This is a genomic window from Tardiphaga sp. (assembly GCF_044340795.1).
Lineage (GTDB): Bacteria > Pseudomonadota > Alphaproteobacteria > Rhizobiales > Xanthobacteraceae > Tardiphaga.
Genome location: NZ_JBIISY010000072.1, coordinates 1 through 26,984 on the forward strand (window position 1 = coordinate 1; position 26,984 = coordinate 26,984).

Consider the following 26,984-nt stretch of genomic DNA (forward strand, 5'->3'; position numbering starts at 1 on the left):
CTGATGCAGGAACAAGGCACCTCGGAGGAGGAGGCGGCGGTCTCGCTCGGCGCGTCCGGTCTGAAGACCTTCTTCCGCGTCACTTTGCCCAACATCAAATGGGGCGTGCTCTATGGCGTGTTGCTGTGTAACGCGCGCGCCATGGGTGAATTCGGCGCCGTCGCGGTGGTCTCCGGTCATATCCGTGGCGAGACCAACACCATGCCGCTGCTGGTGGAAATCCTCTATAACGAGTATCAGTTCATGGCTGCGTTCGCGGTCGCATCGCTGCTCGCCATGCTGGCGCTGATCACGCTGGCGGCGAAGGCGATCCTCGAACGGCATCTGGATCCAAGATAAGTTTGACGAGGGACAACCGACCCGTGGCGATTGAAGTCAAAAACATTGTCAAGAATTTCGGCAGCTTTGCCGCCCTCGATGGCGTCGATCTGAAGGTCGCCGATGGCGAGTTGCTGGCGCTGCTCGGACCATCGGGCTCGGGCAAGACGACACTGCTGCGCATCATCGCGGGCCTCGACTGGCCCGACGCGGGTGAAGTGAAGTTCGACGGTCAGGACGCGCTTTCTCGCGGCGCCGGCGAGCGCAATGTCGGCTTCGTGTTCCAGCACTATGCGCTGTTCCGCCATATGAGCGTGTTCGAGAACGTCGCCTTTGGCCTGCGCGTACAGCCGCGCAAGATCCGCAAGACCGAGGCGCAGATCCGCGCCCGCGTGAAGGAATTGCTCGATCTCGTGCAGCTTGAATGGCTGGCCGATCGCTATCCGAGCCAGCTTTCCGGCGGCCAGCGGCAGCGTATCGCGCTGGCGCGCGCACTCGCCATCGAGCCGCGCATCCTTCTGCTCGACGAACCCTTCGGCGCGCTCGATGCGAAAGTCCGCAAGGAGTTGCGCCAGTGGCTGCGCACCCTGCATGAGGAAATCCACGTCACCTCGATTTTTGTGACGCACGATCAGGAAGAAGCACTCGAAGTCGCCAACCGGATCGTGGTGATGGACAAGGGCAAGATCGAGCAGATCGGCACGCCCGGCGATGTCTATGACAATCCGGCCAGCGCCTTCGTGCATTCCTTCATCGGCGAGTCCATCGTGCTCCCGGTGGATGTTCAGGGCGGGCAGGTCAAGCTCGGCGCGCGCGCGCTGAATATCGATGCGGGCGACGCTGCCGGTCCATCCAAGCTGTTCGTGCGTCGCCACGACATGCATGTCGGTGCAGTCGGCGAGGGCGCCCTCGAAGGAACTGTGCGCCGCGTCCGGACCTTCGGTCCGATCCAGCGCGCCGATATCGCGCTGAATGGCGACGACACGCTGGTCGAGATCGACGCGCCGCGCGACCGTCCGCTGACAACCGGCGATGCGATTAGCCTGCAGCCGCGGCGATACCGGATTTTTGCCGGGCAATAGAGCAATCTTCTTTCCACTGCGTTCACCATTCAGCCACGGTTGGTGTGCAACAACGGCCCCTCGATTTTTGGGGGATTGCCGATGAAGCGGGTGGCTCTGGCCAGTCTGGGGATGTTGTTGCTGGCGGGCTGCGGAACCACCGTGGAGCAGGCGCCGGATCAGCCCACCATGTATCTCAGCATGGCCAATGGCGGTGCCAAGCTCGATCCGCAGGCTGCGGCGCAGATGATCTCGCTGTATCGCCAGAACAACGGTCTTGGACCGGTGGTGGTCGATCCCGCATTGATGACGCTGGCGGAGGATCAGTCCACCGCCATGGCCAAGAAGAACAAGCTCGATCATGACGTGAAGGCGCCGCTGGCCCGGCGGCTGAATTCCGGCGGCTATCCCGCCACCGTCGCGGTCGAGAACGTCTCTGCCGGCTATCACACGCTCGCCGAGGCCTTTTCGGGCTGGCGCGACTCGCCGCCGCACCGGGCCAATATGCTGAAATCCGGCGTCTCTAAGCTGGGTATTGCGGCGATCTACGCCCCGAACACCAAATACAAGGTGTTCTGGACCATGATCCTCGCCGAGACCGAAAAGCCGCGTTCCTGAATGTCGGCTTGAGCATGCGGCGGCGCCCTCCATGCCGCCGGGCACAGCCGTTCTGAAAGCATTGTGATGTTGCCCTGCAGCATCGGCAATTGACGCCGCCCTGCGTCAGGGCCACGGTACCGGTTCCCTCGCATCGCATCCCCGGTAGCTTCATGGATATGTCCGCACCATCGACCGATCAGGCCGCGAAGAAGCCGTCGCAGGCCAAGCGTGTGCTGGTCCTGCAGGGCGGCGGCGCCCTTGGCTCCTATCAGGCCGGCGCCTATGAGGCGCTGTGCCATCATGATTTCGAGCCGGAATGGATCGCCGGCATTTCCATCGGTGCCATCAATGCGGCGATCATCGCCGGCAACGAGCGCGAGAAGCGCGTTCCCCGGCTGAAGGAATTCTGGGAGATGGCGGCATCGCCGGTGCCTTGGAGCCCGCTGCTGCCGGGCGACCGCGCACGCTCCTATTTCAACGAGGCCGGTGCCGCCGTGATCGCGGCCTTCGGCGTGCCCGGCTTCTTCGTGCCGCGCATTCCGCCGGCGCCGTTGTGGCCGCCGGGCTCGCCGCAGTCGCTGAGCTATTACGACACAGCGCCGCTGAAGGCGACGCTGGAGCGGCTGGTGGATTTCGATCGCATCAACGACTGCAAGACGCGGCTCAGCGTCGGCGCGGTCAGCGTTACCACCGGCAACTTCACTTACTTCGACAACGAAATCTTCAAGGCCAAGGGCAAGAAGATCGGCCCGGAGCACATCATGGCCTCCGGCGCCTTGCCTCCCGGCTTTCCATCGGTGGAGATCGACGGCGAGCATTTCTGGGACGGCGGCATCGCTTCCAACACGCCGCTCGATTTCGTGCTCGACGACGTGGCCAGCGATCTCCTGATCTTCCAGGTCGATCTGTTCAGTGCGCGCGGGCTGTTGCCGCAGTCGATCCTGGATGCGCAGGAGCGCGAGAAGGACATCCGCTTCTCCAGCCGCACACGTATGAACACCGACAAGAACAAGCGCATTCATAACATCCGCAAGGCGCTGCGCGACCTGATCGGTAAACTGCCGGACGATCTCAGGCAGGACCCGTCGGTGGCGCTGCTGTCGGAGGCCGCCAAGGAAAACACCGTCACGGTGATCCACCTGATCTATACAAGCAAGGTCTATGAGTCGTCGTCGAAGGACTACAACTTCGCGCATATCAACATGGCCGAACATTGGGGCTGCGGCGAGCGCGATGTATTCCTGTCGATGCGCCACAAGGAGTGGTTCGAGGGGCCACAGCCCGGCGAGTCCATGGTCACGCATGCGCTGACGGCCGATGATTACAACACGCTTCCCCTCCACCCGATCAAATCCAACAGGAGCAAGTGAATGACCAATCTCACGGGCAAGACCGCCGTGGTCACCGGTTCGACCAGCGGCATCGGCCTCGCTTATGCGCGCGCTTTTGCCAGTGCGGGTGCGAATGTCGTCATCAACGGCATGGGCGCGCCGGCGGATATCGAGAAAGAGCGCGCGGCGATCGAGAGCGACTACAAGGTCAAGGCGATCCATTCTCCGGCCGACATGACCAAGCCGGCGGAGATCGCCGAGATGATTGCGCTCGGCGAAAAGACGTTTGGCGCGGTTGATATCCTCGTCAACAATGCCGGCATCCAGTTCGTTTCGCCGATCGAGGATTTTCCGATCGAGAAGTGGGATGCGATCATCGCGATCAACCTGTCGTCGGCGTTCCATGGCATCCGCGCCGTGGTGCCGGGCATGAAGAAGCGCGGTTGGGGCCGCATCATCAACACCGCCTCGGCCCATTCGCTGGTCGCCTCGCCCTTCAAGTCGGCCTATGTCTCGGCCAAGCACGGCATCGCCGGTCTGACCAAGACCGTCGCCCTGGAAGTCGCCACCCACAAGATCACCTGCAACTGCATCTCGCCCGGCTATGTCTGGACACCGCTGGTGGAGAAGCAGATCCCGGACACGATGAAGGCGCGTGGGCTCACCAAGGAGCAGGTCATCAATGACGTGCTGCTGGAAGCGCAACCGACCAAGGAATTCGTGACGTCGGAGCAGGTAGCGGCACTGGCGCTGTTCCTGTGCGGCGACGACGCGGCGCAGATCACGGGGACGAACCTGTCGATCGATGGTGGCTGGACGGCAGCGTAAGCTGCGCTCCGCTTCTCCCTCCCCCAAGCGGCGCAGCCGCGCAGTCGGGAGGGTGGCTGGCCGAAGGCCAGACGGGTGGGGTGTTTCCCCAAGCTCTCCGTCACGTGGGGATAGACCCCACCCCCGCCTATCGGCGGACGACGACGGACGAATTCGTCCGTCGGACCCCATTCGCTTCGCTCCGGGGAGGGAGGCCATCCGCATCGGTGTATCGGAACTAGCGCCTCTTCCCGAACGCCAGCACGTGCAACCCCAGCCGCTGCCGCACCATCCAGAACAGCAGCACCGTCTCGAATGTCAGCGCGATCGATGTCGCCGCTGCGGCACCATGGCCGCCGAAATGCGGGATCAGCGCCAAGCAGAGCACAAGGTTCAGCACGAACGCCGATGCATAAGCGAGCGCACAGGCGTTCTGGTGACCGAGCATGTTGAGCAGCCGCTCCATCGGGCCGATCGCGGCACGCACCACGAGGCCGATCGCGGCGATGAACATGATATCGTAGCCGGCCGTGAATTGCGGGCCGAACAGCCACAACAGCGGCTTGCCGAGCGCGAGCAACACCAGTGTCGCGGCGAGCGACGGCCAGAACGTCCATTTGATGGAATGCATCACATAAGCGGCGAGGCGCTCCTTGTCGCCGGTGGCGTGATATTCGGTGAAGCGATGCGCCGTGGTGGCCGACATCGCGTAGTGAATGAACGACACCAACGCCAGCGTCTTCACCACGGCGAAATACACGCCGACTTCTTCGGATGACACGAATTGCTGCAGCACCAGCACGTCGGTGTAGGACAGCAGCAGGTAGAAGCTCTCCACCAGCAGGATGGGCAGCGAGACTTTCAGCCAGCCGCGATAGTCATGTGCTTTCGGTCCGGGCTCCACATGCGCCTTCAGCCTGCGATCCAGCACGATCATCTGCCCGATCATCGCCAGCCACACCGCGGCGGCGCTGGCGCCCATGGCGACGACGGCACCGAGCTGCAAGCCGAGCGCGAAGGCACCGGCCGTGAAGCCGATGATCAGCGTCTGCCGCACGATGAATTGCGGCATCAGGCCGAGCCGCATCCAGTCATGCGAGCGGGCGATGCCGTCCTGGGTGTTGGCGACGACGAAGGCAGGCAGCGTCAGGCAGCCGAGATAGAGCGGGACGATGGTGTCGTTGTCGATCCAGGGCGAGATCAGTTTGACGAGGCCGGCGAGCAGCAGCGCGATCACGCCGGAGGCGAGGCCCGTCATCCAGCGGCTGCCGGACAGGAAGCCGCGCAGCCGCGCGTGGTCGCCGCTCAGGCGATATTCCGGGATGATTTTCTGCGCGGATGCGGCGATGCCGAAATCGAGCATCGAGCCGAGCAGCAGCACCCAGGTCCAGACATAGACATAGATGCCGTAATCGCCCGAGCCCATCCAGCGCGCCAGCAGGATCTGGGACAGATAGGCCATGGCGGCCGAAATGACGCGAATGAGGAAGATGGTGCCGGCCAGCCGGCGCGTCAGCGAGGCTTCGCCCGAGCCGGAGAACAGTCCGCGAAGCCGGGCCTTGAGACCGGCGGGCGGCGTTGCTTGTGCGGGGTCGGCATCCATCACGGCCACGACGGGCTCCTCGGCCACGGAAAGGCACTCGCCGCTGACATGCGGCAGACGGTTCCCGGTAGCAGGGAGACGTTAATTTCGGGTGGCACCACCGATCGCAAGTCGCGCAGCCGTCGGCGGGCTGGCCATCATGGGGCAGGCGGCAATGTCACATTGTATTCGTAGGCCTTGTCGGCGCCCACCAGCGTGAGCTTCAGCGCAGCGCCATCGGCCGTGGCACCGGAGGGCAGGCCGTCGAGTTCGAACTGGAAGCGCTTCATGCCGGGCGGACTGTTCTTGTCGATCTTGGGAATCGGCAGCGCCCAATCTGGTGTCGGTCCTTCGACATAGAGACTCGGCGCCTTGCCATTCGGCGCTACCACGTCGACCAGTATATTTTTACCTTCGCGCTTCACGTCCTTCACCGTCAGCGCATTGCCCTCGCCGAGATTGGCAGGCTTGGGCACGGTATCGAGCGCGGCCGTCAAGGCACCGTCCTCGGTCGATGCGACGCTGGTAAAGGCCAGTTCAGCATTGGCCTCGACCGGAATGCAGATCTTTTCGCAGACGGCGTAGGAGATTGCGGCACGCATCATGACGGGCTTGCCGGCATCCTTGGCGACCACGCGCATCGGCAGCAGAACCTGCTTCTCATAGCCCAGCGATTCGCCGCCGGCGCCGTCGTCGAACTTGGTCGGCGCCGGCCAGAGGATTGTGACACTCTCGAGATTATCGGATTTCGAGAAATCGAAACGTGGCGGCACCCCGGAATCCCCGGGATTGCGCCAATAAGTGTGCCAGCCCGGCTGCAACTGGATTGCAATCCCGCCGAGCATCACGGGCCCGGTCCGCGAGCCTGCCACAAGCCTGATCTGCGAATGACTGTCCGTCTGCCACGGCGATGCGTCCTCCGCATGCGCCGCGGAGGCCAGCAAGAGCCCGGCGGCGCAGGCAGCGACAATGTGATGCGGAACCGAAACGATCATCAGACGTCCTTAAAGGGGTAGCCTGTCATAACCCCAAACCTAACTTTAGCTATTGAACTGCTTGTGAAGCCCGCCCGCTGCGCTTCTGCAGGTTGATTGACAGGGAATGGCCTCGATATCAGGATGAACGAATAACATGAGAGCGTCTTGCTGATGGAACCCACTCGCAAGCGAAGCCGCAAGAGCCCCGCCGCATCGCGCCTGCCCAAGCTCGGGTCCGCGGATGCTTCCGGCAGCTATCTCGATGGCCAGCTTCTCGTCGCCATGCCGGTGATGGATGATGAGCGGTTTGCGCGTTCGGTGATTTATGTCTGTGCTCATTCGTCGGAAGGCGCCATGGGCATCATCGTCAATCGTCGGGCCGGCAGCATCGATTTCCCTGAACTTCTGGCCCAGCTCGACATCATCGACGATGCCGACAATATCAAGCTCCCGGAAAGCGCCGAAAGCATGAAGGTGCTGAAGGGCGGCCCGGTGGAGACCGGTCGCGGCTTCGTGCTGCATTCCAGCGATTTCTTCATCGATGACGCGACACTGCCGATCGACGACGGCATCTGCCTGACGGCCACCGTGGACATCCTGCGCGCCATCGCCAATGGCGGCGGGCCGAAGCACGCGATTCTGGCGCTTGGTTATGCCGGCTGGGCGCCGGGCCAGCTTGAGGACGAAATCCAGGGTAATGGCTGGCTGCATTGTGCGGCCGATGACGAGCTGATCTTCGGCTCTGATATCGACGAGAAATACATGCGCGCGCTGCAGAAGATCGGCGTCGCTCCGGGCACGCTGTCGGCGGAAGCCGGACACGCCTAAACGCAGAGTGTCGTCGCCCGGCTTGACCGGGCGATCAAGTAGACTCCAGCGACAGCGGTAAATCGCGGCATTAGCATTTACTGGATCCCTGCTTTCGCAGGGATGACAGTCAGAGATTGCCCAAAACTCAGCTCGCCGCTTCCAGCCGCTCTTCCGTCAGCAGGCGCATCGCCGCATCGGCATCCATCGGCTCGCCGAAGGCAAAGCCCTGGGCGTATTCGCAGCCGAGCTGATACAGCTCCACCGCATCCGAATCCGTCTCGACACCCTCGGCGACGACGTCCATGCCGAGGTCATGCGCCATGGCGATGATCGATTTGAGGATTACCGGACGGGTGCCGCGTGATGTGGTGCGGACGAAGGACTGGTCGATCTTCAGCGTGTCGAACGGGAAGCGCTGCAGATAGGACAGCGACGAATGGCCGGTGCCGAAATCGTCCAGCGACAGGCCGGTGCCGAGCTCGCGGATACGCTGCAGCATTTGCGCCGCATGTTCCGGATTTTCCATCACCAGCGATTCAGTGAGTTCGAGCTTCAGCGTGCCGCGGGCCACCGACGAGCGCGACAGCACAGTGCGGATGTCATGCAGCAGATCGTGGCGCAGCAGCTGGCGTGACGAGACATTGACGCTGGCGAAAATCGGATCGCGGGCGCGCATGGCGCGCTGCCAGATGGCGAGCTGGCGTGCGGTCTGGTCGAGCACGAACATGCCGAGATCGATGATCAGGCCGATCTCTTCGGCAATCGCGATGAATTCCACTGGCGACATGCGGCCGAGTTTTGGATGATCCCAGCGCGCCAGTGCTTCGAAGCCCGCGATGCTGCGGTCTTCGAGGCGGACGATGGGCTGATACAGGATGGTGATTTCCTGCCGCTCGATGGCACGGCGCAGTTCGGATTCCAGCGTCAGGCGATCGGTCTTGCGGGCGCGCATGGCCGGCTTGTAGACGTCGATGCGGTCGCCGCCGATGCGCTTGGAATGATACATCGCAAGCTCGGCATCCTTGATCAGCTCGTCGGTGACGGGCGTGGCCGGATCCGACAGCGCCAGGCCGATGGAGGCCGTCAGGAAGATCTCGCGATCGTTGAAGGCGATCGGTGCGCGGATGGTCTTGCGGATGGTCTCGGCGAAAGCGGTGATCTTGGCCGAGTCCTGCTCGGACATCAGGATCAGGCCGAACTGGTCGCCGGCGATGCGGGCCAGCGTGTCCTGCGGCTTCAGGATGCGGGTGAGGCGGCGCGCTAGCGTCAGCAGGATGGAGTCACCAACGGCGATGCCGACCGAGTCATTGACCTGTTTGAAGCGGTCGAGATCGATCACCATGATCGTCGGGCGCAGCGGCGTTGGCAGCGTCTTCGAGAAATTCGCCAGCGCCGTCATGCGGTCGATGAACAGCTTGCGGTTCGGCAAGCCGGTGAGATTGTCATGCACGCTGTCATGCAGCATGCGCTCTTCGGCATTCTTGCTCTCGGTGACGTCCGTGAGCGTGCCGACCACGCGGGTCACTTCGCCGTCCGAGCCGACCACCGGCCGCGCCTTCAGCGCGAACCACATGAAGTGGCCATCCGGCGTGCGCAGGCGGAAATCCTGCACGAGGCGGCCGCGGCGCTGGTCGAGCACGCTGTCGAGCGCGGCGCGGAAACGATCCTGATCCAGCGGATGGAGGATTTCGAGCCAGTCGGACGCAGGGCCTTCCAGCGTGCCTCGCTTCAGTCCGAGCAGGGCTTCGGTCTCGGCGCTGGTAAAGACCTTGTCGGCGGAGACGTCCCAGTCCCAGATCAGATCGCCCGAGCCGGTCAGCGCCAGCGCGCGGCGCTCGACGTCGGAGACGATGCCATTGCTGGCGCCGCCGCCGGCGAAAGCGTGCTGCATCACCGTGAAGCCGATCAGCATCACGATCAGCACGAGGCCGCCGAGGAGCGCGGGACCGACGATGTCATTGGTGACGGCGCCGCCCACCGCCATGCCGGATGCCACCACCCAGACGACGAGCAGGAACCAGGTCGGGATCAGCAACACCGCGCGGTCAAAGCCGTGGGTGGACAGATAAACGATCAGGCCAAAACCAGCGACGGCGATCAGCACCAGTGATATGCGTGCAATGCCGGAGGCGACGGCGGGATCATAGAGCGCCAGACCGACCAGTGAGCCCAGGAAGACCAGCCATGCTGCGGTGATGTGCGAGTAGCGCACATGCCAGCGATTGAGGTTGAGATAGGCGAACAGGAACACCAGCAGCGTCGCCGCCAGGATCGCTTCGCCGGACGCACGCCACACGCGCTCGGCACCCGACGACATGTCGAGCACCTTGCCCCAGAAGCCGAAATCGACGCCGATATAGACCAGCACAGCCCAGGCCAGCGCCGCGGCGGCGGGAAACATGATGCTACCCTTCACCACGAACAGGATCGTCAGCACCAGCGCCAGCAGGCCGGAAATGCCGATGACGATACCCTGATAGAGCGTGAAGGAATTGACCTTGTCCTTGTAGGCTTCCGGCTCCCATAGATAGAGCTGCGGCAGCTTGTCGGTGCGCAGTTCGGCGACGAAGGTGATGACGGCGCCGGGATCGAGTGTGACGCGGAAGATGTCCGCCGTCGCGCTGTCCTGCCGCTCCGGGCGATCGCCGGTGGATGGGGTGATGGTGGCGATGCGCGACAGGCCGAGATCGGGCCACAGCAGGCCCGAATTCACCATGCGGTAATGCGGCGCGACGATCAGGCGGTCGAGCTGGTCGTCGGTGTTGTTGGCGAGCGCGAACACCACCCAGTTCTGGCCGCCCTCGCGGCCGCGCACTTCGACGCGGCGGACGATGCCGTCGGTGCCGGGCGCGGTGGAGACCTGGATGCGGTCGGTTTCGCTGTGCTGGAAATCGAGGATGCCGGTGAGGTCGATGGCAGGCGCATCACCGCGGACACTGACGGCATCAACGGCGCGCGCCGGACCCGCGGCAACCATCATCATGAGGCTGAGCGCAAAGGGCGCAAGCCACCTGACCAAACGCAAAGTCATGTTCCGCGATCACCAATCCGTGGACCTCGCCGAAGCCCCGGGCGGGTCGTTTGTAGAAGGCTCGATAAATGACACGAAAACGAAACAAATCCAAGGCTTTGGCAGAGGCTTTGGCGCGGTTCTCCCGCGCTAAACCTCCAACACAATTTTGCCAATATGTGCGCTGGTTTCCATCCGCTTGTGGGCGTCGGCGGCTTTCTCGAGCGGGAAAGTGCTGTCCATCAATGGCTTGACCTTGCCGCTTTTGAGCAGCGGTAACACCTTGGCCTCGATGGCCGAAACCATGGCGGCCTTGGCTTCATTGGTGCGCGGGCGCAGGGTCGAGCCGGTATAATGCAGCCGTTTGACCATGATCTTGGCGGCATTGATGGTGGCCTTGGGGCCGTTCAGCACCGCGATCTGGACGATGCGGCCATCGACGGCGGCGGCGTCGAAATTCTTCTCGACGTAATCGGCCCCCACCATGTCGAGGATCAGCTCCACGCCGGCCTTGGTGATTTCCTTCACCCGCTCGACGAAATCCTCGTTCTTGTAATTGATCGCATGATCGGCGCCGAGCTTGAGGCAGGCATCGGCCTTGTCCTGCGAGCCGACGGTCACGATCACCTTGGCCCCGAAGGCCTTGGCCAGCTGGATGGCCATGGTGCCGATGCCGGAGGAGCCGCCATGGATCAGCAGCGTCTCGCCGGCCTTGAGGCCGCCGCGCTCGAACACATTGTGCCAGACGGTCATCAGCGTTTCCGCAGTGGCGCCGGCTTCCAGCATGGAGAAGCCTTCGGGAACGGGCATCGCCTGGGCGTCCTGCGCGATGCAATATTGCGCATAGCCACCGCCGGCCACCAGCGACATCACCTTGTCACCGAGCTTGTGCTTCTTGGCGCCGTCCCCGAGCGCGACCACGGTACCGGCAATTTCGAGGCCGGGTAGGTCGCTGGCGCCGGGGGGCGGCGGATAGCTGCCGGAGCGCTGCGCCACATCCGGGCGGTTGACGCCGGCGGCGGCGACTTTCACCAGGATCTCGCCGGGGCCGGGCTTCGGCAGGTCGCGCGTTTCGGGGATCAACACCTCAGGGCCACCCGGCTTGCTGATGGCGACGACGGTCATTTGCGCGGGCAGCTTTTCCATGATTTGTCCTTGCGGCGTGATGAGGTGGTCCCATTGATTAGTGAGCCCGCCGGGCGCTGGCAACCGTCAGTGGCACACGAGGCGTTGAGCTGCGAGACCGGGAGATGACGATGGCGATCCAGGATGACGAGCGGCCGAAGAAGCAGGTCAGTCACGAGATCGGGCAGGACCTCTCACAATTGTCTGTGGAAGAATTGGCTGGTCGGATCGAATTGCTGAATGGCGAAATCGCCCGCCTGCAGTCGAGCATGAACTTGAAACGCGCGACGCGCGACGCAGCGGACCGGTTCTTCAAGTCGTGATGATTGTGTGACGGGAGCGTCATTGCGAGGAGCATAGCGACGAAGCAATCCAGCTCTTGGCGTTCTGGATTGCTTCGCTGCGCTCGCAATGACGGAGAATCTAGCGCCAACTATCAATCACACATCCGCGAGCGTCCCGTTTCGGGACAGTTACCGCTGCTGCGATAGCTAACAAATTCCCACAGATTTACGTGCAATTAAGCTTTCTCGCTTATTACTCAAATTGTCCTTGTTTGGACACCGAGTGGCTCCTGTCCACTCTGTTTGACGCCTCCCTGTTATCAACTTCAAAGCCGCCGGCAACGGCGGCTCTTTTTTTGGCGTCACGCGCCCTGCGCGATTTAAACCATAAACGTTTCTTTAATTTTTCGACCGCTGGACTCTCGCGGTTCCTCGCGCAATGATTTGTTCATCATAAGATGGCCGCCAAGAGTCGGCCGCAATCAATTGCGTGAGGCGTTAACCATGTCGGATCGTCTGCAGAGCGAACCTGCTCTCGTCCAGTTCAGCGAGCGGCTGACCAATTCCGCCGCATTCGGTACGCTGTTCCGCGAGGGCATGGACCTCGTGGAGGAGACCGCCGCCTATCTCGACGGTGTCGGCCGCACCGAAGCCAAGGCGCTCGATCGTTCGGTGAGTCTGACCTACGCGACCGAAAGCATGCGCCTCACCACGCGCCTGATGCAGCTCGCCTCGTGGCTGCTGCTGCATCGCGCGGTGAAGGAAGGCGAGATGACGCTGTCGCAGGCCAATCGCGAAAAGACCAAGGTCAAGCTCAGCGCCGCCGATCCGAGCCCGGAAGACATGTTGATCAAGCTGCCCGAACAGCTGCAGGTCCTGATCGCGCGTTCGATGGCACTGCAGACCAAGGTGCGCCGCCTCGACACCAATATCCACGCCGCCGCCGAGCCGGCACCGATCGGCAATCCGCTGATGCCGCAGCTCAATCGTTTGCGGGCTGCTTTCGAGCGCTGAAGTATTGTTCAGCCGTAGGGCGGATGAGCGAAGCGTAATCCGCCGGCCGAGTGAGTTGTTGAGACTCCGCGGCGGATTACGGCTTCGCCTAATCGGCCCTACGGCACAGTGAAATTTTCCGCCCCTGCCTGCCGCTCATGCGCTAGAAATGAGCCGGCAGAGCAGGGGCTTTTTTCATGGCTGACGATATCAGGGCATTGACCGGCGTGCGCGGCGTCGCGGCCGCGGTGATCGTCGTCTATCATTTCGGGGACGTGCAGCTCGCCACCGGCGGCACCGGCTCGTTCTTCCGCATCCCTTACGGTTATCTGCTGGTGGACATGTTCTTCATGCTGTCCGGCTATGTGATGGCGCTGAACTATCGCGAGACCTTCCAGCATCTCACCGCGAAGGTGTTCGCCAATTTCATGCTGAAGCGCGTGGCGCGCCTGTATCCAGCCTATTTCGTCATCGGCCTGTTCTACATTGCCAAGATCGCAGCCGATCTCTCCGGCGAAAAGCTCGGCATGTATTCGGCCTGGGACTGGTTCGGCAACCTGTTCATGTTGTCCGGCTGGGGCTTGTATATCTTCCCGATTATCGGCGTCGCCTGGGCGGCAAGCGCGGAGATGGGCTCCTATCTGCTGCTGCCATTGCTGATGCCGTGGACGCAGAGCAGACATCGCTGGATCGCGCTGCTGGCGGTGGTCGCCGCACTGGTCGGCATTTATGCGGTGAGCATCACCGGCCGCGGCTCCGGCGGGCCGCTCGATGTGGTCAATGGCAATTCGCTGTATCCGATGCTGCGCGCCGTCTGCGGCTTCACGCTCGGCCTCGTCATCTTCCGCTTCGGCGGCATTGTCGATCGCCTGTCGGCGACGATGCAGGATATCCTCGTCATTGCGATCCCGCTCGCCATCATCGCTGTCGGCATTGCCGATGCCAGCGACCGCCTGATGTATCTGCTCTACATCCCGCTGGTCGCGGTGTTGTCGCGTGACGGGCGGATGGCGCAGCTGCTGTTTGGCAATGCGCTGGTCTATCGGCTCGGGATCATCTCGTATTCGATCTACCTGATCCACCCGCTGTTCGTGAGCTTCGCCATTCGCAGCTGGCGGCACTTCGGCCAGACCGAAGGCAACTACATCGTCGCCTCGCTGGTCTGTTTCGCGATCATCTGGGTCCTGGCGGAGGTCAGCTACCGGCTGGTCGAAATGCCGGGCCGCCGGGCGCTGGTCGGCCTGTTCTCGCCCAGACGGTCGGCGGCCCCCGCCGCCTGACACCTCCAGAACGAAAAACGCCCCCGCGTGAGCAGGGGCGCTTTCTGAGAACTCTGGGGAGGGCCGAAGAACTTAGTCCTTCTTGAGGAAGCCCGAGAACTTCTTCTGGAAGCGCGAGACACGGCCGCCGCGATCAAGCAGCTGGGTGGTGCCGCCGGTCCAGGCCGGGTGCGACTTCGGATCGATGTCGAGGTTCAGCTTGTCGCCTTCCTTGCCCCAGGTCGAACGGGTCTGATACTCGGTACCGTCGGTCATCACGACGGTAATGTTATGATAATCCGGGTGAATTTCGGCTTTCATGACGGTTCCTTCGGCGCGGATGCGCCTGAATCTCGGGTTTTCGATGGCGGATTTGCCGCGTCTATATCGCAGGAAGGCCCCATCGACAAGGACTTGTGGTGATTGACCCAAGGCAATCGACCCAAAGGCAATTGACCTAAGTCATTTGCCACGCCGGCCGCATCGGCCTATCTGAGGCCGCAACGACAAGAACGGTTATAAATCATGAGCGCAGTCGAACGGCTCGACCACTCCCGCGGCACCCCGGCACCGGCCCCAAAGCCGGAACCCGTGCTGGACGAGCCCACATTGGCCGATACCGTCATTGAACCGCCGACGCCGAGCCGGGCCAAGCTGCGTCCCCTGCTGGCGCTCGCGCCCTATGTGGCGCGCTATCGTGGCCGTGCGCTGTTCGCGCTGGTGTCGCTGCTGATCGCGGCGCTCACCACGCTGGTCGTGCCCATCGCCGCCCGCCGCATGATCGACTTCGGGTTCAGCCCCGAAGGTATCGCGATGATCAACAGCTATTTCAGCGTGATGATCGCGGTGGTCGTTGTGCTCGCACTGGCGAGTGCGGCTCGCTACTACCTCGTGATGACCATCGGCGAGCGCATCGTCGCCGATATCCGTCGCGACGTGTTCAAGCATCTCACGGCGCTGTCGCCGGCGTTCTTCGACACCTCGCGTTCGGGCGAACTGGTCTCGCGTCTCACCGCCGACACCACGCAGATCAAGTCCGCCGTCGGTGCCTCCGTTTCCATCGCGCTGCGCAACATCGTGCTGTTCCTCGGTGCCGCCACCATGATGGTGGTGTCGAGCCCGAAACTGTCCGGCTTTGTGCTGGCGGCGATTCCGCTGATCGTGATCCCGCTGGTCGCCTTCGGTCGCTGGGTGCGCCGCCTGTCGCGCAATGCGCAGGATACGCTGGCGAGTGCTTCCGCCTATGCCAGCGAGCTGGTCGGCGGCATGCGCACCGTCCAGGCCTATACCAACGAGCCCTTCGCCAATGCGCGCTTCGGCGGTGAGGTCGAGCAGGCCTATGCGGCGGCCCGTGGCGCCACCCGCGCCCGTGCCGTGCTCACGGCCATCATCATCTTCATCGTGTTCTCCAGCGTGGTCGGCATTCTCTGGGTCGGCTCGCATGACGTGTCGGTGGGCGAAATGACGCCGGGCCGTCTCGGCCAGTTCGTGCTGTATGCGGCCTTCGCCGCGTCGAGCCTCGGCCAGCTCAGCGAGGTGTGGGGCGAGATCTCCGCGGCGTCGGGTGCTGCCGAGCGCCTGTTCGAAATCCTCAATGTGAAGTCGGAAGTGGAGAAGCCTGCGAAGCCGCGTGCGCTGCCGGAGCCGGCCCGCGGCGATGTCGTGTTCGATGACGTCTCCTTCGCCTATCCCACCCGGCCGGGCGTCATGTCGGCCGCGGGCGTGTCGCTGGCGGTGAAGGCCGGCGAGAAGGTCGCCATCGTCGGTCCCTCCGGCGCCGGCAAGAGCACGCTGTTTCATCTTCTGCTGCGCTTCTACGATCCCAGGAGCGGCACCATCGCGCTCGATGGCGTGCCGATTCGTGAGGCCGATCCGCAGCAGTTGCGCGAGCGCATCGCGCTGGTACCGCAGGACTCCGTGGTATTTGCCGCCACCGCTCGCGAAAACATCCGCTTCGGCCGTCCCGATGCGAGCGATGCCGAAGTCGAGCGTGCGGCCGATCTGGCCCATGCCACCGAATTCATCCGCCGTCTGCCTGGCGGCTTCGAGGCGCCGCTCGGCGAGCGTGGCGTGACGCTGTCCGGCGGTCAACGGCAGCGCATCGCCATCGCCCGCGCCATCCTGCGCGATGCACCTTTGTTGCTGCTCGATGAAGCCACCTCGGCGCTGGATGCTGAATCCGAGACGCTGGTGCAGACCGCGCTCGAAGAACTGATGAAGCACCGCACCACGCTGGTGATCGCCCATCGCCTCGCCACCGTCCTGTCCTGCGATCGCATTCTGGTCATGGAGCACGGCCGCATCGTCGAGCAGGGCACCCACGCCTCGCTGGTGGCGGCGAACGGGCTCTATGCGCGACTGGCGAGATTGCAGTTCGGGGTGTGAGGCGGGTTAGAGTGTGCGGCTACGGCCGCCACTCCATCACATCCACAGCCCGCCCGGACGAGTTCTCCTCGTCACCCGTCTTCACAAATCCATTGCGCTTGTAAAAGTTGATCGCCCGCGCATTGTCCGCATTCACCTTCAGCGTGACGCCCTCAGGTGAAAGGCGCTTGGCCTCATCCATCAACAGCCGTGCAACATCGCTGCCCCAATGGGCCGGACCGACCACGAGCTGGTCGAGATAGCCGGTCCCATCGATGGTGACGAAGCCAGCCATCGCGCCCTCGATCTCCGCGACCACGATCCGTGCGATCGGCACCAGTTCGCTGCGCCAGCGCGCGCGCCACCAGTCGATGCGCTTGTCGAAATCGATCGAGGGATAAGCGAGCTTCCAGGTTTCCAGCCATAGCGCGATGGAGGCGTCTTCGTCCTCCGAACGATAGGGCCGTAATGCGACTGACGTAGCCACGGTCTCACCGCTCCGTCAGCTTCAGCTCGATGCGGCGGTTGCGCTTATAGGCGTCGTCGGTCTGCGCCACATCGAGCGGCTGGAATTCAGCGAAGCCGGCGGCGAGCAGGCGCTGGGCGGGGACGCCGAGCGAGACCAGATACTGCACCACCGAAATCGCACGGCCGGCCGACAGCTCCCAGTTGGTCTTGAAGATCGGGTTGTTGAGGATCGGGCGTGAATCGGTGTGGCCATCCACGCGCATCACCCAGGCGATCTCCTGCGGGATCTGCTTGTCCAGTTCGATCAGCGCGCTCGCCACCTTGTCGAGCTCGGCGCGGCCTTCCGGAAGCAGTTCGGCCTTGCCGGCATCGAAGAACACTTCCGACTGGAACACGAAGCGATCGCCGACCACGCGGATGTCGGGGCGGTTACCGAGAATGGCGCGCAGGCGGCCGAAGAATTCCGAGCGATAGCGCGACAGCTCCTGCACGCGCTGCGCCAGCGCGACATTCAGGCGCTGGCCGAGATCGGCGATGCGCCCCTGGGATTCCTTGTCACGCTTCTCCGAGGCATCGAGTGCCTCTTCCAACGCCGCGAGCTGGCGGCGCAAGGCGGAGATCTGCTGGTTCAGCACCTCGATCTGCGCCAGCGCGCGCGACGACACCTGCTTTTCGGAATCCAACGCCTTGTTGAGCTCGTTGTTGCGCCCTTGCGCATCGGCGCCCGCACCGGCGAGCCCGTCATAGAGACCCTTCACGCGGTCGCGATCGGCCTGCACGGCGGCAAGGCCGGCGCGCAGCGACGTCAGCTGCTCATCGAGATTGAGCTTGCCGAGCTTTTCCAGCGACAGCATGTCACTGAGCTGGGCGAGCTTGGCATTGAGCTCGTCGATGGCCTTGTCCTTGCCCGTCACTTCCTGCGACAGGAAAAATTGCACGACCAGGAACACCGACAGCAGGAAGACGATGGACAGCACCAGCGTCGACAGGGCGTCGACGAAGCCCGGCCAGTAATTCATCTCCGAAGATCCGCGGCGGCCGCGTGCAAGTGCCATGGTCAGTGTCTTTCGTTCGACCTATCCTCCGTCATTGCGAGGAGCGTAGCGACGAAGCAATCCAGCTTTTGCTTTCTGGATTGCTTCGTCCAAACGAATTGCGTTGCAATTCGTCAGGGCTCGCAGTGACGATGGAGCTCAGCTCTTCTCCGGCTGCCGCGCGATGCGCTCCAGCAGTTTCCTGATTTCTTTGCTCTGTTCGCCCTGGCCATCGGCCCATTCGCGGATCATCTCCTGCTCGCTGCGCATGTGCGAAACGAGGCCCTGGATCGCGTCGGCGAGATTGGCCATGGCGGTGGACGTGCTGCGGCTGCCGCTGTCCTCGACCGAGCGGCGCAGCCGCTCGATGGCTTCCAGCAGATCGGGGGATGCGCCCATCGGCACCGCGGCAGCGGTGGCAATGGCGGGCACGCCGGAATATTCCGTCACGGTGGAGGCCAGCCAGTCTTCGAGGTCGGTGTAGAAGCGGTTCTGCGCCTGGCTCGACTGCAGGTCGAGGAAGCCGAGGATCAGCGATCCGGCAAGGCCGAACAGTGAGGACGAGAATGAAATGCCCATGCCGCTCAGCGGCGCGGCAAGTCCTTCCTTCAGCGTATCGAACAGCGAGCCCGAATCACCGCCGACCTTGAGCCCTTCGATCACCTTGCCCACCGAGCCCACAGTCTCGATCAGGCCCCAGAACGTGCCAAGCAGGCCGAGAAAGACGAGCAGGCCGGTCATGTAGCGCGAAATGTCGCGGGCCTCGTCGAGGCGCGTGGCGATGGAATCGAGCAGATGCCGCATGGTCTGCTGCGAGATCGACATCCGCCCGGTGCGCTCGCCTCCGAGGATTGCGGCCATCGGCGCCAGCAAGGTCGGGCGGCGCTCCATCGCGAGGCCGGGATCGGAGATGCGGAAGGTGTTAACCCAGCGGACCTCCGGATAAAGCCGTATCACCTGGCGGAATGACAGGATGATGCCGATCAGCAGCACGCCGCCGATCAGCGCGTTCAGGCCGGGATTGGCGAGAAATGCAGCAAGAATCTGCTTGTAAAGCACCGTGGCGATCAGTCCGCACAGCACCAGAAACACCAGCATGCGGACCAGGAAGATCCGCGGCGATGACAGTTTCGTCAGTTCGATCTCTATCGCGGAGCGGGAAGAGGGAGCAGTCGCCATGGGTGCTTCATCTGCTTGGGGGATCAAGGTCAGGCGAGCAATATGGCACAGCCGGCCGACAAAAAAAGATCGGATGATGCGGAATCAACGGTGTTGTCCGGAACTTCCGTGTGAAACCGGGTTTGATGACCTGCGTATTTGTAAAAGACCTTTGTGTTGAGCCATTTACGGGGCGTCGAATGACGATTGTATACTTGCAGGCGCTGCTGATGATTGCAGTGGCGTTGTCCGTGCTGATGGCGCTTGCATGGGTGGTGCAGCAGCGCACCGGCAACTCGGGCTGGGTCGATACGATCTGGACATTCTCGCTCGGCCTTGTTGGTGCCGCTTCCGCGCTGTGGCCGATTGCGGACGCGCCGCCCAATACGCGGCAATGGCTGGTGGCTGCACTTGTGGCCATCTGGTCGGTGCGGCTCGGCTCGCATATCGCCATGCGCACCGCTGCCATCACCGATGATCCACGCTACGCTGCGTTCGCCAAGGAATGGGGCGCGGACTCGCCACGCAAGATGTTCGTCTTCCTGCAGAACCAGGCCCTCGGCTCGATCCCCCTGGTGTTCGCGATCTTCGTCGCGTCCCGCTTTCCGTCCGATGCGCTGCGGCTGCAGGATTATCTCGGTGTGCTGATCCTGTTCACCGGCATTGCCGGCGAGGCGCTCGCAGACCGACAGCTCAAGTCATTCCGCTCGGATCCCGCAAACAAAGGCAAGGTCTGCGACACCGGTTTGTGGCGCTGGTCACGGCATCCGAACTACTTCTTCGAATGGTTCGGCTGGCTCGCTTATCCGGTGATCGCATTGTCGCTTGATTATCCGTGGAGCCTTGCGACGCTGCTGGCACCGATCTTCATGTACTGGATCCTGCGCCACGTGACCGGCGTGCCGCCGCTGGAGGAGCAGATGCTCAAATCGCGCGGTGATGGCTATCGCGCCTATCAGGCCCGCACCAGCGTATTCTTCCCGCTGCCGCCGCGCAGTCCGGGAGCTGCCACATGAGTTTCGTCGCTCGCATGATCGAAACGGCCGAACGTGTGCCGTTGCCCGATCTGGTGATCCGCGCCGGCATCCAGCAACTCTGCGCACGCACCGCGCTCAAGCTCGCCGCATGTGATGCGGAGACCGACGCGATGTTCGCGCGCGAGATGGCGATGCGTGCGGTTGCTGAACACACGGACGCCGCCAATACGCAGCACTATGAAGTCCCCGCCGAGTTCTTCGCGCGCGTGCTCGGCCCCAACAGGAAATATTCCAGCTGCTTCTACAAGGAGCCGGCCACGACCTTGCAGGAGGCCGAGGAAGAGGCGCTGCGCCAGACGGTCGAACATGCCGACCTGCAGGATGGCCAGTCCATTCTCGAGCTCGGTTGTGGCTGGGGCTCGCTGTCGCTGTGGATGGCGCGGCAGTTTCCCAATGCCGACATCACCGCCGTCTCGAATTCAAAGTCGCAGCGCGCGCATATCGAAGCCCAGGCGGCGGAGCGGGGCTACACGAATCTGCGCGTCGTCACCCGGGACATGAACGTCTTCCGGCCCGAACAGGCATTCGACCGCATCGTGTCGGTGGAAATGTTCGAGCACATGATGAACTGGCGTGAGCTGATGACGCGGGTGAGATCATGGCTGGCGCCCGACGGTCGCTTTTTCATGCATGTGTTCACCCATCGTGCGGGCACCTATCTGTTCGATCGCGCCGACAAGGAAGACTGGATCGCACAGCATTTCTTCACCGGCGGTGTGATGCCGAGCCACTCGCTGGTCCGGCAGTATGGCGACCTCTTCGCCATCGAGAAGGAGTGGGGCTGGAGCGGTACCCACTACGCACGCACGGCGGCACATTGGCTTGCCAATTTCGATCGCCATCGCGATGCCATCGAGCGCATCTTTCGCCCCGTCTATGGTCGCGACACCGCATTGTGGATGCGGCGCTGGCGCTGGTTTTTCCTCGCCACCCAAGGGTTGTTCGGATTCGCTGACGGCAGCGAGTGGGGCGTCAGTCACTACCGTATGGCCGCCGTTAACCGTGCGGTAAAAGTTCCGTAGCCGTCACGTTCGCGTGAAGCCCGAATGCGCACATGTTTTCAATGTGATATGCCGTGTGGCAATGCGCCGCCTCGATATCTGTTGCGTCGCAGCAGGGCGGTTTTTATTTTGCCCTCATCACGTTCGATAAATCCGTCTGCGCATGAGAGGCTTCTGAGTCCCGGCGCAGCCGTCGATGCATGTTTCGAATCGCAAATTAGGAAATCGGAATCGATGACGATCATCAACCTACGCGCTGCAGGCTTCGCGCTTCTGCTGGCAGGGATTGCACCTGTCCTCGCGGGATGTAATGAGCCCAAGGATGCAGTGGCGGCGGCTCCGGCGGCGCCGGAGATTGAAGTAAGCGTCGTCACCGTGAAGCAGCAGGCGCGTGCCATCGTGCGCGAACTGCCGGGCCGCATCGCGCCGACGCGCGTCGCCGATGTGCGTTCGCGTGTGTCCGGCATCATCATCGAACGTGCCTTTCATCAGGGCACCGAAGTAAAGGCCGGCGATACGCTCTACCGCATCGATCCGAAGCCGTTCGAAGTGGAATTGCAGGCCGCCAAGGCATCGCTGAATAAGGCTGAAGCCGCTTTCGATCTCGCCGCGATGCAGGCGAAGCGCATTTCCGGCCTGGCGCAGCAGAGGGCTGTTTCGGAAGCCGAAGGCGAACGCGCGATCGGGGCGGAGCGCCAGGCACAGGCGGAGATCGCCGCCCGCAAGGCTGACGTCGCCCGTGCGCGGCTCAATCTCGATTACGCCACCATCCGCGCACCCATCGACGGCATCGTGGGTGCCGCCCTGGTGACCGAAGGCACGCTGATCGCACAGAACGACACCACCAATCTCGCCACCATCCAGCAGCTCGACCCGATCTATGCCGATTTCACCCAGTCGGTGTCGGAACTGAACAATCTGCGCCGCGCCTTCGAGACCGGCGACCTCGAGCGCATCGCGCCGGACGCCGCCAAGGTCCGCCTCGTGTTCGACGACGGCTCTATTTATCCGCTGGTAGGCAAGCTGCTGTTCTCGGAAGCCAAGGTCGATACCTTCACCGGCCAGGTAACGCTGCGCGGCGAATTCCCGAATCCGAAGCGCGAACTGTTGCCCGGTATGTATGTCCGCGTGCAGATCGAGCAGGGCATCGATACCGACGCCATCGCGGTTCCGCAGCAGGCCGTTCAGCGCAATGGCGGCGGCGGCGCAGAGGTCTTTGTGGTCAAGAGCGACGGCCATGTCGCCGTGCAGACGGTCAAGATGGGCGCTGTGCAGGATGGCCTGTGGTTCGTGACGGAAGGCCTCAAGGGCGGCGAGCAAATCGTCGTCGAGGGCTTCCAGAAGTTCGCCGCCGGTGACAAGGTCAAGACCGTGAAGTGGACCGATCCGAACCTTGCCAGCAATCTTCCGCCGAACGGGCAGAAGACGACGCAGGCGCGTCCCTGAGTAGATCAACATGCCGAGTTTTTTCATCGACAGGCCGATTTTTGCCTGGGTCGTCGCGCTTTTCATCTGCTTGTTCGGTGCGATCGCAATTCCGCAACTGCCTATTGCGCAGTATCCGATCATCGCGCCGCCGTCGATTTCGATCTCGACCAGCTATCCCGGTGCATCGCCGGAGAATCTCTACAACAGCGTTACGCGCATTATTGAAGAGGAACTAAACGGCGCACAGGGCATCCTGAACTTCGAGTCCACCAGTGACTCGCTGGGTGCCGTCGAAATCATCGCCAACTTCCAGCCGGGCACCGATACCAGCCAGGCCTCAGTGGAAGTGCAGAACCGTCTGAAGCGTGTCGAAGCGCGCTTGCCGCGTGCGGTGATCAAGCAGGGTATCCTCGTCGAGGAAGCCTCGGCCGCCGTTCTCAACATCATCACGATCTCATCGACCGATGGCAGCCTCGACGAAGTCGGGCTCGGCGATTTCATGATCCGCAACGTGCTCGGTGAAATCCGGCGTATTCCCGGTGTCGGCCGTGCGTCGTTGTATTCGACCGAACGCTCGTTGCGCGTCTGGGTCGATCCGGCCAAGCTGGTCGGCTACCAGCTGACCTCCGAAGACGTCAACAAGGCCATCGCGGCCCAGAATGCCCAGGTCGCGTCCGGTAGCGTGGGCGCCGAGCCGTCAACGGCGACCACGCGGACATCGTCGCTGGTTCTCGTGAAAGGCCAGTTGACCTCTCCGGAGGAATTCGGGGCCATCGTGCTGCGCGCCAATTCGGATGGTTCGACCGTGCGCCTTCGCGATGTCGCGCGGGTCGAGGTCGGCGGTTTCAGCTATCAGTTCAACACACGCCTGAACGGCAAGCCCGTGGCCGGCCTGTCGGTTCTGATGTCGCCGAAGGGCAATGCGCTGGCGACCGCCAGTGCCATCGAAGCCAAGATGAAGGAGCTGTCCAACTTCTTCCCGGCCAATATCACTTACGAGATTCCCTACAACGTTACGCCGGTGATCACCGCGGCTATCACCAAGGTGATTCATACGCTGATCGAGGCCGTGGTCCTCGTCTTCATCGTGATGTTCCTGTTCCTTCAGAATTTGCGTTACACGCTCATTCCGATCATCACGGTTCCGGTCGCTCTGGCCGGCACGTGCGCGGTGCTGCTCTCGGTCGGCTATTCCATCAACATGCTCACCATGTTCGGCATGGTGCTGGCGATCGGCATCCTCGTGGACGACGCCATCGTGGTGGTCGAAAACGTCGAACGCATCATGAGCGAGGAAGGGCTGCCGCCGAAGGAAGCCACCAAGAAGGCGATGACGCAGATCACCAGCGCAATCGTCGGTGTGACGCTGGTGCTGATCGGCGTGTTCGTTCCCATGGCGTTCTTCCCGGGCTCGGTCGGCATCATCTATCGCCAGTTCTCGGTGACGATGGTCACCGCCATCGCCTTCTCGGCCTTGCTGGCGCTGTCGCTGACTCCAGCACTCTGCGCCACCATGCTGAAGCCCGTAAAGCAAGGTCATGGCCATTCGCATGGCGGCATGTTCGGCTGGTTCAACCGCGGTCTCGACAATGTACGCGACCGCTACACCGGCATGGTGAGATGGTCGCTGTCGCGCACCGGCCGCATGCTGCTGGTCTATGTCGCGCTGCTCGTCGGTCTCGGCTGGGGTTTCACGCGCATGCCCGGCGGCTTCCTGCCCATCGATGACCAGGGCTTCATCACCACCGACGTGCAGGCGCCGTCGGATTCCTCGTTCGGTCGCACCGAGACCGCGATCAAGCAGGTCGAGGAATTCCTCGCAAAGCGTGACGGCATCGAGAACGTGGTGTTCCTGACCGGCTTCAGTTTCCTTGGCCAGGGCATGAACACGGCGCAGGCCTTCATCACTCTCAAGGATTGGTCCGAGCGCCCCGCAAAGGATTCGGCCGCAGCTCTGGTTGACGACATCAATACGAGCCTCGCAGGCCCTATCCGCGACGCCAAGATTTCGGCGCTGCAGCCACCGCCGATCGATAACCTCGGTAACTCGTCCGGCTTCAGCTTCCGTCTCCAGGATCGTGGTCAGAAGGGCATTCCGGCGCTCAATGCGGCTGCGGATCAACTGATCGCTGCGGCAAACGCCAGTCCGATCCTGCAGAAGGTCTATGTCGAAGGCTTGCCTCCGGCACCGATCGTCAATCTTGACATCGACCGCGAGAAAGCTGGTGCTTTCGGCGTCACGTTCGAGGACATCAACAACACGATCTCCACCAATCTCGGCTCCAACTACGTCAACGACTTCCCGAATCGCGGCCGCATGCAGCGCGTCGTCGTGCAGTCGGATGCGGCGAGCCGCATGAATGCCGGCGACATTCTGAACTACAACGTCAAGAACAGCCGCGGCCAGCTCGTGCCGTTCTCATCCTTCGCGACGTTGCAATGGGACAAGGGACCGACGCAGATCGCCGGCTTCAATTACTATCCGGCAGTCCGCATCTCGGGCGAAGCGCGTGACGGGTTCACGTCGGGCGATGCCATCCAGGAGATGGAGCGTCTTGCCGGTAAACTGCCGCGCGGTTTCGGCTATGAATGGACGGGACAGTCGCTGCAGGAGAAGCTGTCGGGCTCGATGGCGCCGCTGCTGCTCGGTCTGTCCGCGCTGGTCGTTTTCCTGATCCTCGCTGCGCTCTATGAGAGCTGGACCATTCCGGTCGCGGTGATCATGACGGTGCCGCTTGGTATCGTTGGTGCAGTCCTGGCGTCGAGTCTGCGCGACATGCCGAACGGTGTCTATTTCACCGTCGGCCTGATTACGATCATCGGCCTCTCCGCGAAGAACGCCATTCTGATCGTGGAGTTCGCCAAGGATCTGCGCGCCCATGGCAAGTCGCTGGTGGATGCCACGATGGAAGCGTGCCACCTGCGCTTCCGCCCGATCTTGATGACCGGTGTCGCCTTTATCTGCGGCGTGTTGCCGATGGCGATTTCGACGGGTGCCGGCGGTCTCAGCCAGCAGGCGCTGGGCACCGGCGTCGTTGGCGGCATGCTGGCGGTGGTGGTGCTGGCGCTGATCTTCGTGCCGGTCTTCTTCGTCGCCGTGCAGCGCTTGTTCTCGCCGGACAAGCCGACACCGGGGCAGCAGACAGAGAAAGCCGGCGAGCCGGATGCTCCTGCCGCGCCGTCACCGTCTCACGGCTGAGGCGCTCCACAAAAAAGCCCGGATGGCGATGCCATCCGGGCTTTTTGCTTTCTTCGATCGCGGCGCAGCGGGTGCGCTTACTTCCGCGACAGCGGCCGCAAGATCTTCACCAGCGAATTGTGGACGACTTCATTGCCGCACACCACGTCGCCGGTCTTCAGCAGGTCGCCGCCGTCGATGTCGCTGACGAGACCGCCGGCTTCCTTGATCATGATGATGCCGGCCGCGACGTCCCAGGGCTGCAGGTTGCGCTCCCAATAGCCATCGAGACGGCCGGCGGCGACGAAAGCCATGTCCAGCGAGGCCGCACCGAAGCGACGGAGGCCGGCGACCTTGGGCTGCAGCGCCGCCATTTCGTTGCGCGACAGTTCGAAATCGCCGCGGCCGATATGCGGCAGGCCGCAGGCGATCACGCAGTCATGCAACTGCTGACGGCCGGCCACGCGCAGGCGGCTGTCGTTGAGGAACGCGCCGGCGCCCTTCTCGGCCATGTAGAGCTCTTCATTGCCGGGATTGTAGATCACGCCGGCGATGATCTGGCCCTCGCGGGCGAGGCCGATCGAGATGGCGAATTGCGGAATGCCGTGCAGGAAATTGGTGGTGCCGTCGAGCGGATCGACGATCCAGGTATGGCTCTTGTCGGTGCCCTCGCGGGTGCCGCCTTCCTCGCCCAGGAAGCCGTAGCCGGGGCGGGCCTTGTTCAGGTCCGTATAGAGCATCTCCTCGGCGCGCTTGTCGGCGAGGGAGACGAAGTTGGCGGGCCCCTTCAGGGAGACCTGCAGATGCTCGATTTCGCCGAGGTCACGCTTGAGGCTGCGGCCGGCACGGCGGGCGGCCTTCACCATGACGTTCATAAGGGCCGAATTGATCATGATTTCGTCTCACGACGACCTGTCGTCAGGTCTTCAAAATGGGGGTTGTTGGAGGCGATGGGTGCCCGTTGGGGGCCATCGCGTCAAGGGCAGATCGTCTCGGAATGTAGGGTGGGCAAAACGGAGCGTGCCCACCATTTCCATCCGTGCACGCGATGGTGGGCACGTCGCTCCGCTCCTTTGCCCACCCTACAGGCCGTGAATGGTCATTTCAGGGTCGAACCGAGCCACTTATTCGCGGCCTGCTGCGCCTGCGCGCGCTCCTG

General features: G+C 62.9%; 23 protein-coding genes. 14 read left to right on the forward strand and 9 right to left on the reverse strand.

Going from position 1 to position 26,984, the window contains the following annotated elements; all coding sequences use genetic code 11:
• The 5 genes from ACIQ17_RS13845 to ACIQ17_RS13865 form a co-directional block, all read left to right on the forward strand.
• On the forward strand, positions 1-339 hold a 339-nt coding region (locus tag ACIQ17_RS13845), incomplete at its 5' end, for an ABC transporter permease subunit (protein ID WP_398469509.1).
• Between the two features lie 23 nt (positions 340-362).
• Positions 363-1,400 carry a sulfate/molybdate ABC transporter ATP-binding protein gene (locus ACIQ17_RS13850; RefSeq protein WP_398469511.1) on the forward strand — a complete coding sequence of 346 codons (1,038 nt, stop codon included), beginning with the start codon at positions 363-365 and terminating at the stop codon, positions 1,398-1,400.
• Positions 1,401-1,481: 81 nt separating this feature from the next.
• The gene (locus ACIQ17_RS13855; protein WP_398469513.1) at positions 1,482-1,997 is read left to right on the forward strand and encodes a CAP domain-containing protein; all 516 of its coding nucleotides are present in this window, start codon (positions 1,482-1,484) and stop codon (positions 1,995-1,997) included.
• Positions 1,998-2,155: 158 nt separating this feature from the next.
• Positions 2,156-3,349: a DUF3734 domain-containing protein gene (locus tag ACIQ17_RS13860; protein ID WP_398469548.1), complete on the forward strand. Its 1,194-nt coding sequence runs from the start codon at positions 2,156-2,158 to the stop codon at positions 3,347-3,349.
• Complete coding sequence (locus ACIQ17_RS13865; protein WP_398469515.1) at positions 3,350-4,138, forward strand: 3-hydroxybutyrate dehydrogenase; 789 nt, start codon at positions 3,350-3,352, stop codon at positions 4,136-4,138. It abuts the gene before it with no gap.
• A 217-nt stretch (positions 4,139-4,355) separates the two neighbouring features.
• Here ACIQ17_RS13865 and ACIQ17_RS13870 read toward each other — a convergent pair whose 3' ends face one another.
• Both ACIQ17_RS13870 and ACIQ17_RS13875 read right to left on the reverse strand, forming a co-directional pair.
• Positions 4,356-5,720: a flippase gene (locus ACIQ17_RS13870; RefSeq protein ID WP_398469550.1), complete on the reverse strand. Its 1,365-nt coding sequence runs from the start codon at positions 5,718-5,720 to the stop codon at positions 4,356-4,358.
• 137 nt (positions 5,721-5,857) lie between these two features.
• Positions 5,858-6,694: a protein-disulfide reductase DsbD domain-containing protein gene (locus tag ACIQ17_RS13875; RefSeq protein WP_398469517.1), complete on the reverse strand. Its 837-nt coding sequence runs from the start codon at positions 6,692-6,694 to the stop codon at positions 5,858-5,860.
• Between the two features lie 153 nt (positions 6,695-6,847).
• Between ACIQ17_RS13875 and ACIQ17_RS13880 the strand changes: the two genes are divergently transcribed.
• Positions 6,848-7,504, forward strand: coding sequence for a YqgE/AlgH family protein (locus tag ACIQ17_RS13880; protein WP_398469519.1), 657 nt, complete (start codon positions 6,848-6,850; stop codon positions 7,502-7,504).
• Between the two features lie 127 nt (positions 7,505-7,631).
• Here ACIQ17_RS13880 and ACIQ17_RS13885 read toward each other — a convergent pair whose 3' ends face one another.
• Positions 7,632-10,511, reverse strand: a complete 2,880-nt coding sequence (locus tag ACIQ17_RS13885; protein ID WP_398469552.1) for an EAL domain-containing protein — start codon at positions 10,509-10,511, stop codon at positions 7,632-7,634.
• Between the two features lie 135 nt (positions 10,512-10,646).
• On the reverse strand, positions 10,647-11,642 hold the full coding sequence (locus ACIQ17_RS13890; protein ID WP_398469521.1) for an NAD(P)H-quinone oxidoreductase: 996 nt from the start codon (positions 11,640-11,642) through the stop codon (positions 10,647-10,649).
• A gap of 110 nt (positions 11,643-11,752) precedes the next feature.
• Between ACIQ17_RS13890 and ACIQ17_RS13895 the strand changes: the two genes are divergently transcribed.
• The 3 genes from ACIQ17_RS13895 (at position 11,753) to ACIQ17_RS13905 (ending at position 14,178) form a co-directional block, all read left to right on the forward strand.
• Positions 11,753-11,944 carry a DUF1192 domain-containing protein gene (locus tag ACIQ17_RS13895; RefSeq protein WP_398469523.1) on the forward strand — a complete coding sequence of 64 codons (192 nt, stop codon included), beginning with the start codon at positions 11,753-11,755 and terminating at the stop codon, positions 11,942-11,944.
• A 465-nt stretch (positions 11,945-12,409) separates the two neighbouring features.
• Positions 12,410-12,919 carry a DUF1465 family protein gene (locus tag ACIQ17_RS13900; RefSeq protein ID WP_398469525.1) on the forward strand — a complete coding sequence of 170 codons (510 nt, stop codon included), beginning with the start codon at positions 12,410-12,412 and terminating at the stop codon, positions 12,917-12,919.
• A 176-nt stretch (positions 12,920-13,095) separates the two neighbouring features.
• Positions 13,096-14,178, forward strand: a complete 1,083-nt coding sequence (locus tag ACIQ17_RS13905; RefSeq protein WP_398469527.1) for an acyltransferase family protein — start codon at positions 13,096-13,098, stop codon at positions 14,176-14,178.
• 72 nt (positions 14,179-14,250) lie between these two features.
• Here the strand turns inward: ACIQ17_RS13905 and rpmE are convergent, their stop codons facing one another.
• Positions 14,251-14,478, reverse strand: coding sequence for a 50S ribosomal protein L31 (gene rpmE, locus ACIQ17_RS13910; protein ID WP_211910039.1), 228 nt, complete (start codon positions 14,476-14,478; stop codon positions 14,251-14,253).
• Positions 14,479-14,682: 204 nt separating this feature from the next.
• Here rpmE and ACIQ17_RS13915 point away from each other — a divergent pair, with 204 nt between their 5' ends.
• Positions 14,683-16,542, forward strand: coding sequence for an ABC transporter ATP-binding protein/permease (locus tag ACIQ17_RS13915; protein WP_398469530.1), 1,860 nt, complete (start codon positions 14,683-14,685; stop codon positions 16,540-16,542).
• Between the two features lie 19 nt (positions 16,543-16,561).
• Here ACIQ17_RS13915 and ACIQ17_RS13920 read toward each other — a convergent pair whose 3' ends face one another.
• The 3 genes from ACIQ17_RS13920 to ACIQ17_RS13930 form a co-directional block, all read right to left on the reverse strand.
• The gene (locus ACIQ17_RS13920; protein ID WP_398469532.1) at positions 16,562-17,008 is read right to left on the reverse strand and encodes a GNAT family N-acetyltransferase; all 447 of its coding nucleotides are present in this window, start codon (positions 17,006-17,008) and stop codon (positions 16,562-16,564) included.
• A 4-nt stretch (positions 17,009-17,012) separates the two neighbouring features.
• Positions 17,013-18,044, reverse strand: a complete 1,032-nt coding sequence (locus ACIQ17_RS13925; protein ID WP_398469534.1) for a peptidoglycan -binding protein — start codon at positions 18,042-18,044, stop codon at positions 17,013-17,015.
• 138 nt (positions 18,045-18,182) lie between these two features.
• Entirely contained in the window at positions 18,183-19,202 is a 1,020-nt protein-coding gene (locus ACIQ17_RS13930) for a flagellar motor protein MotA (RefSeq protein ID WP_398469536.1), read from the reverse strand.
• A 179-nt stretch (positions 19,203-19,381) separates the two neighbouring features.
• Between ACIQ17_RS13930 and ACIQ17_RS13935 the strand changes: the two genes are divergently transcribed.
• From ACIQ17_RS13935 to ACIQ17_RS13950, 4 genes are all read left to right on the forward strand, one after another.
• Positions 19,382-20,197, forward strand: coding sequence for a DUF1295 domain-containing protein (locus ACIQ17_RS13935; RefSeq protein ID WP_398469538.1), 816 nt, complete (start codon positions 19,382-19,384; stop codon positions 20,195-20,197).
• On the forward strand, positions 20,194-21,240 hold the full coding sequence (locus tag ACIQ17_RS13940; RefSeq protein WP_398469540.1) for an SAM-dependent methyltransferase: 1,047 nt from the start codon (positions 20,194-20,196) through the stop codon (positions 21,238-21,240). The genes ACIQ17_RS13935 and ACIQ17_RS13940 overlap by 4 nt, the downstream gene beginning before the upstream one ends.
• 213 nt (positions 21,241-21,453) lie before the next feature.
• Positions 21,454-22,665, forward strand: coding sequence for an efflux RND transporter periplasmic adaptor subunit (locus ACIQ17_RS13945; protein WP_398469542.1), 1,212 nt, complete (start codon positions 21,454-21,456; stop codon positions 22,663-22,665).
• A gap of 10 nt (positions 22,666-22,675) precedes the next feature.
• Entirely contained in the window at positions 22,676-25,846 is a 3,171-nt protein-coding gene (locus ACIQ17_RS13950) for a multidrug efflux RND transporter permease subunit (protein ID WP_398469544.1), read from the forward strand.
• 77 nt (positions 25,847-25,923) lie between these two features.
• Here ACIQ17_RS13950 and ACIQ17_RS13955 read toward each other — a convergent pair whose 3' ends face one another.
• A complete protein-coding gene (locus ACIQ17_RS13955) occupies positions 25,924-26,718 on the reverse strand; it encodes an inositol monophosphatase family protein (RefSeq protein WP_398469546.1) in 795 nt (264 codons plus the stop codon).
• Positions 26,719-26,984 lie beyond the last annotated feature (266 nt).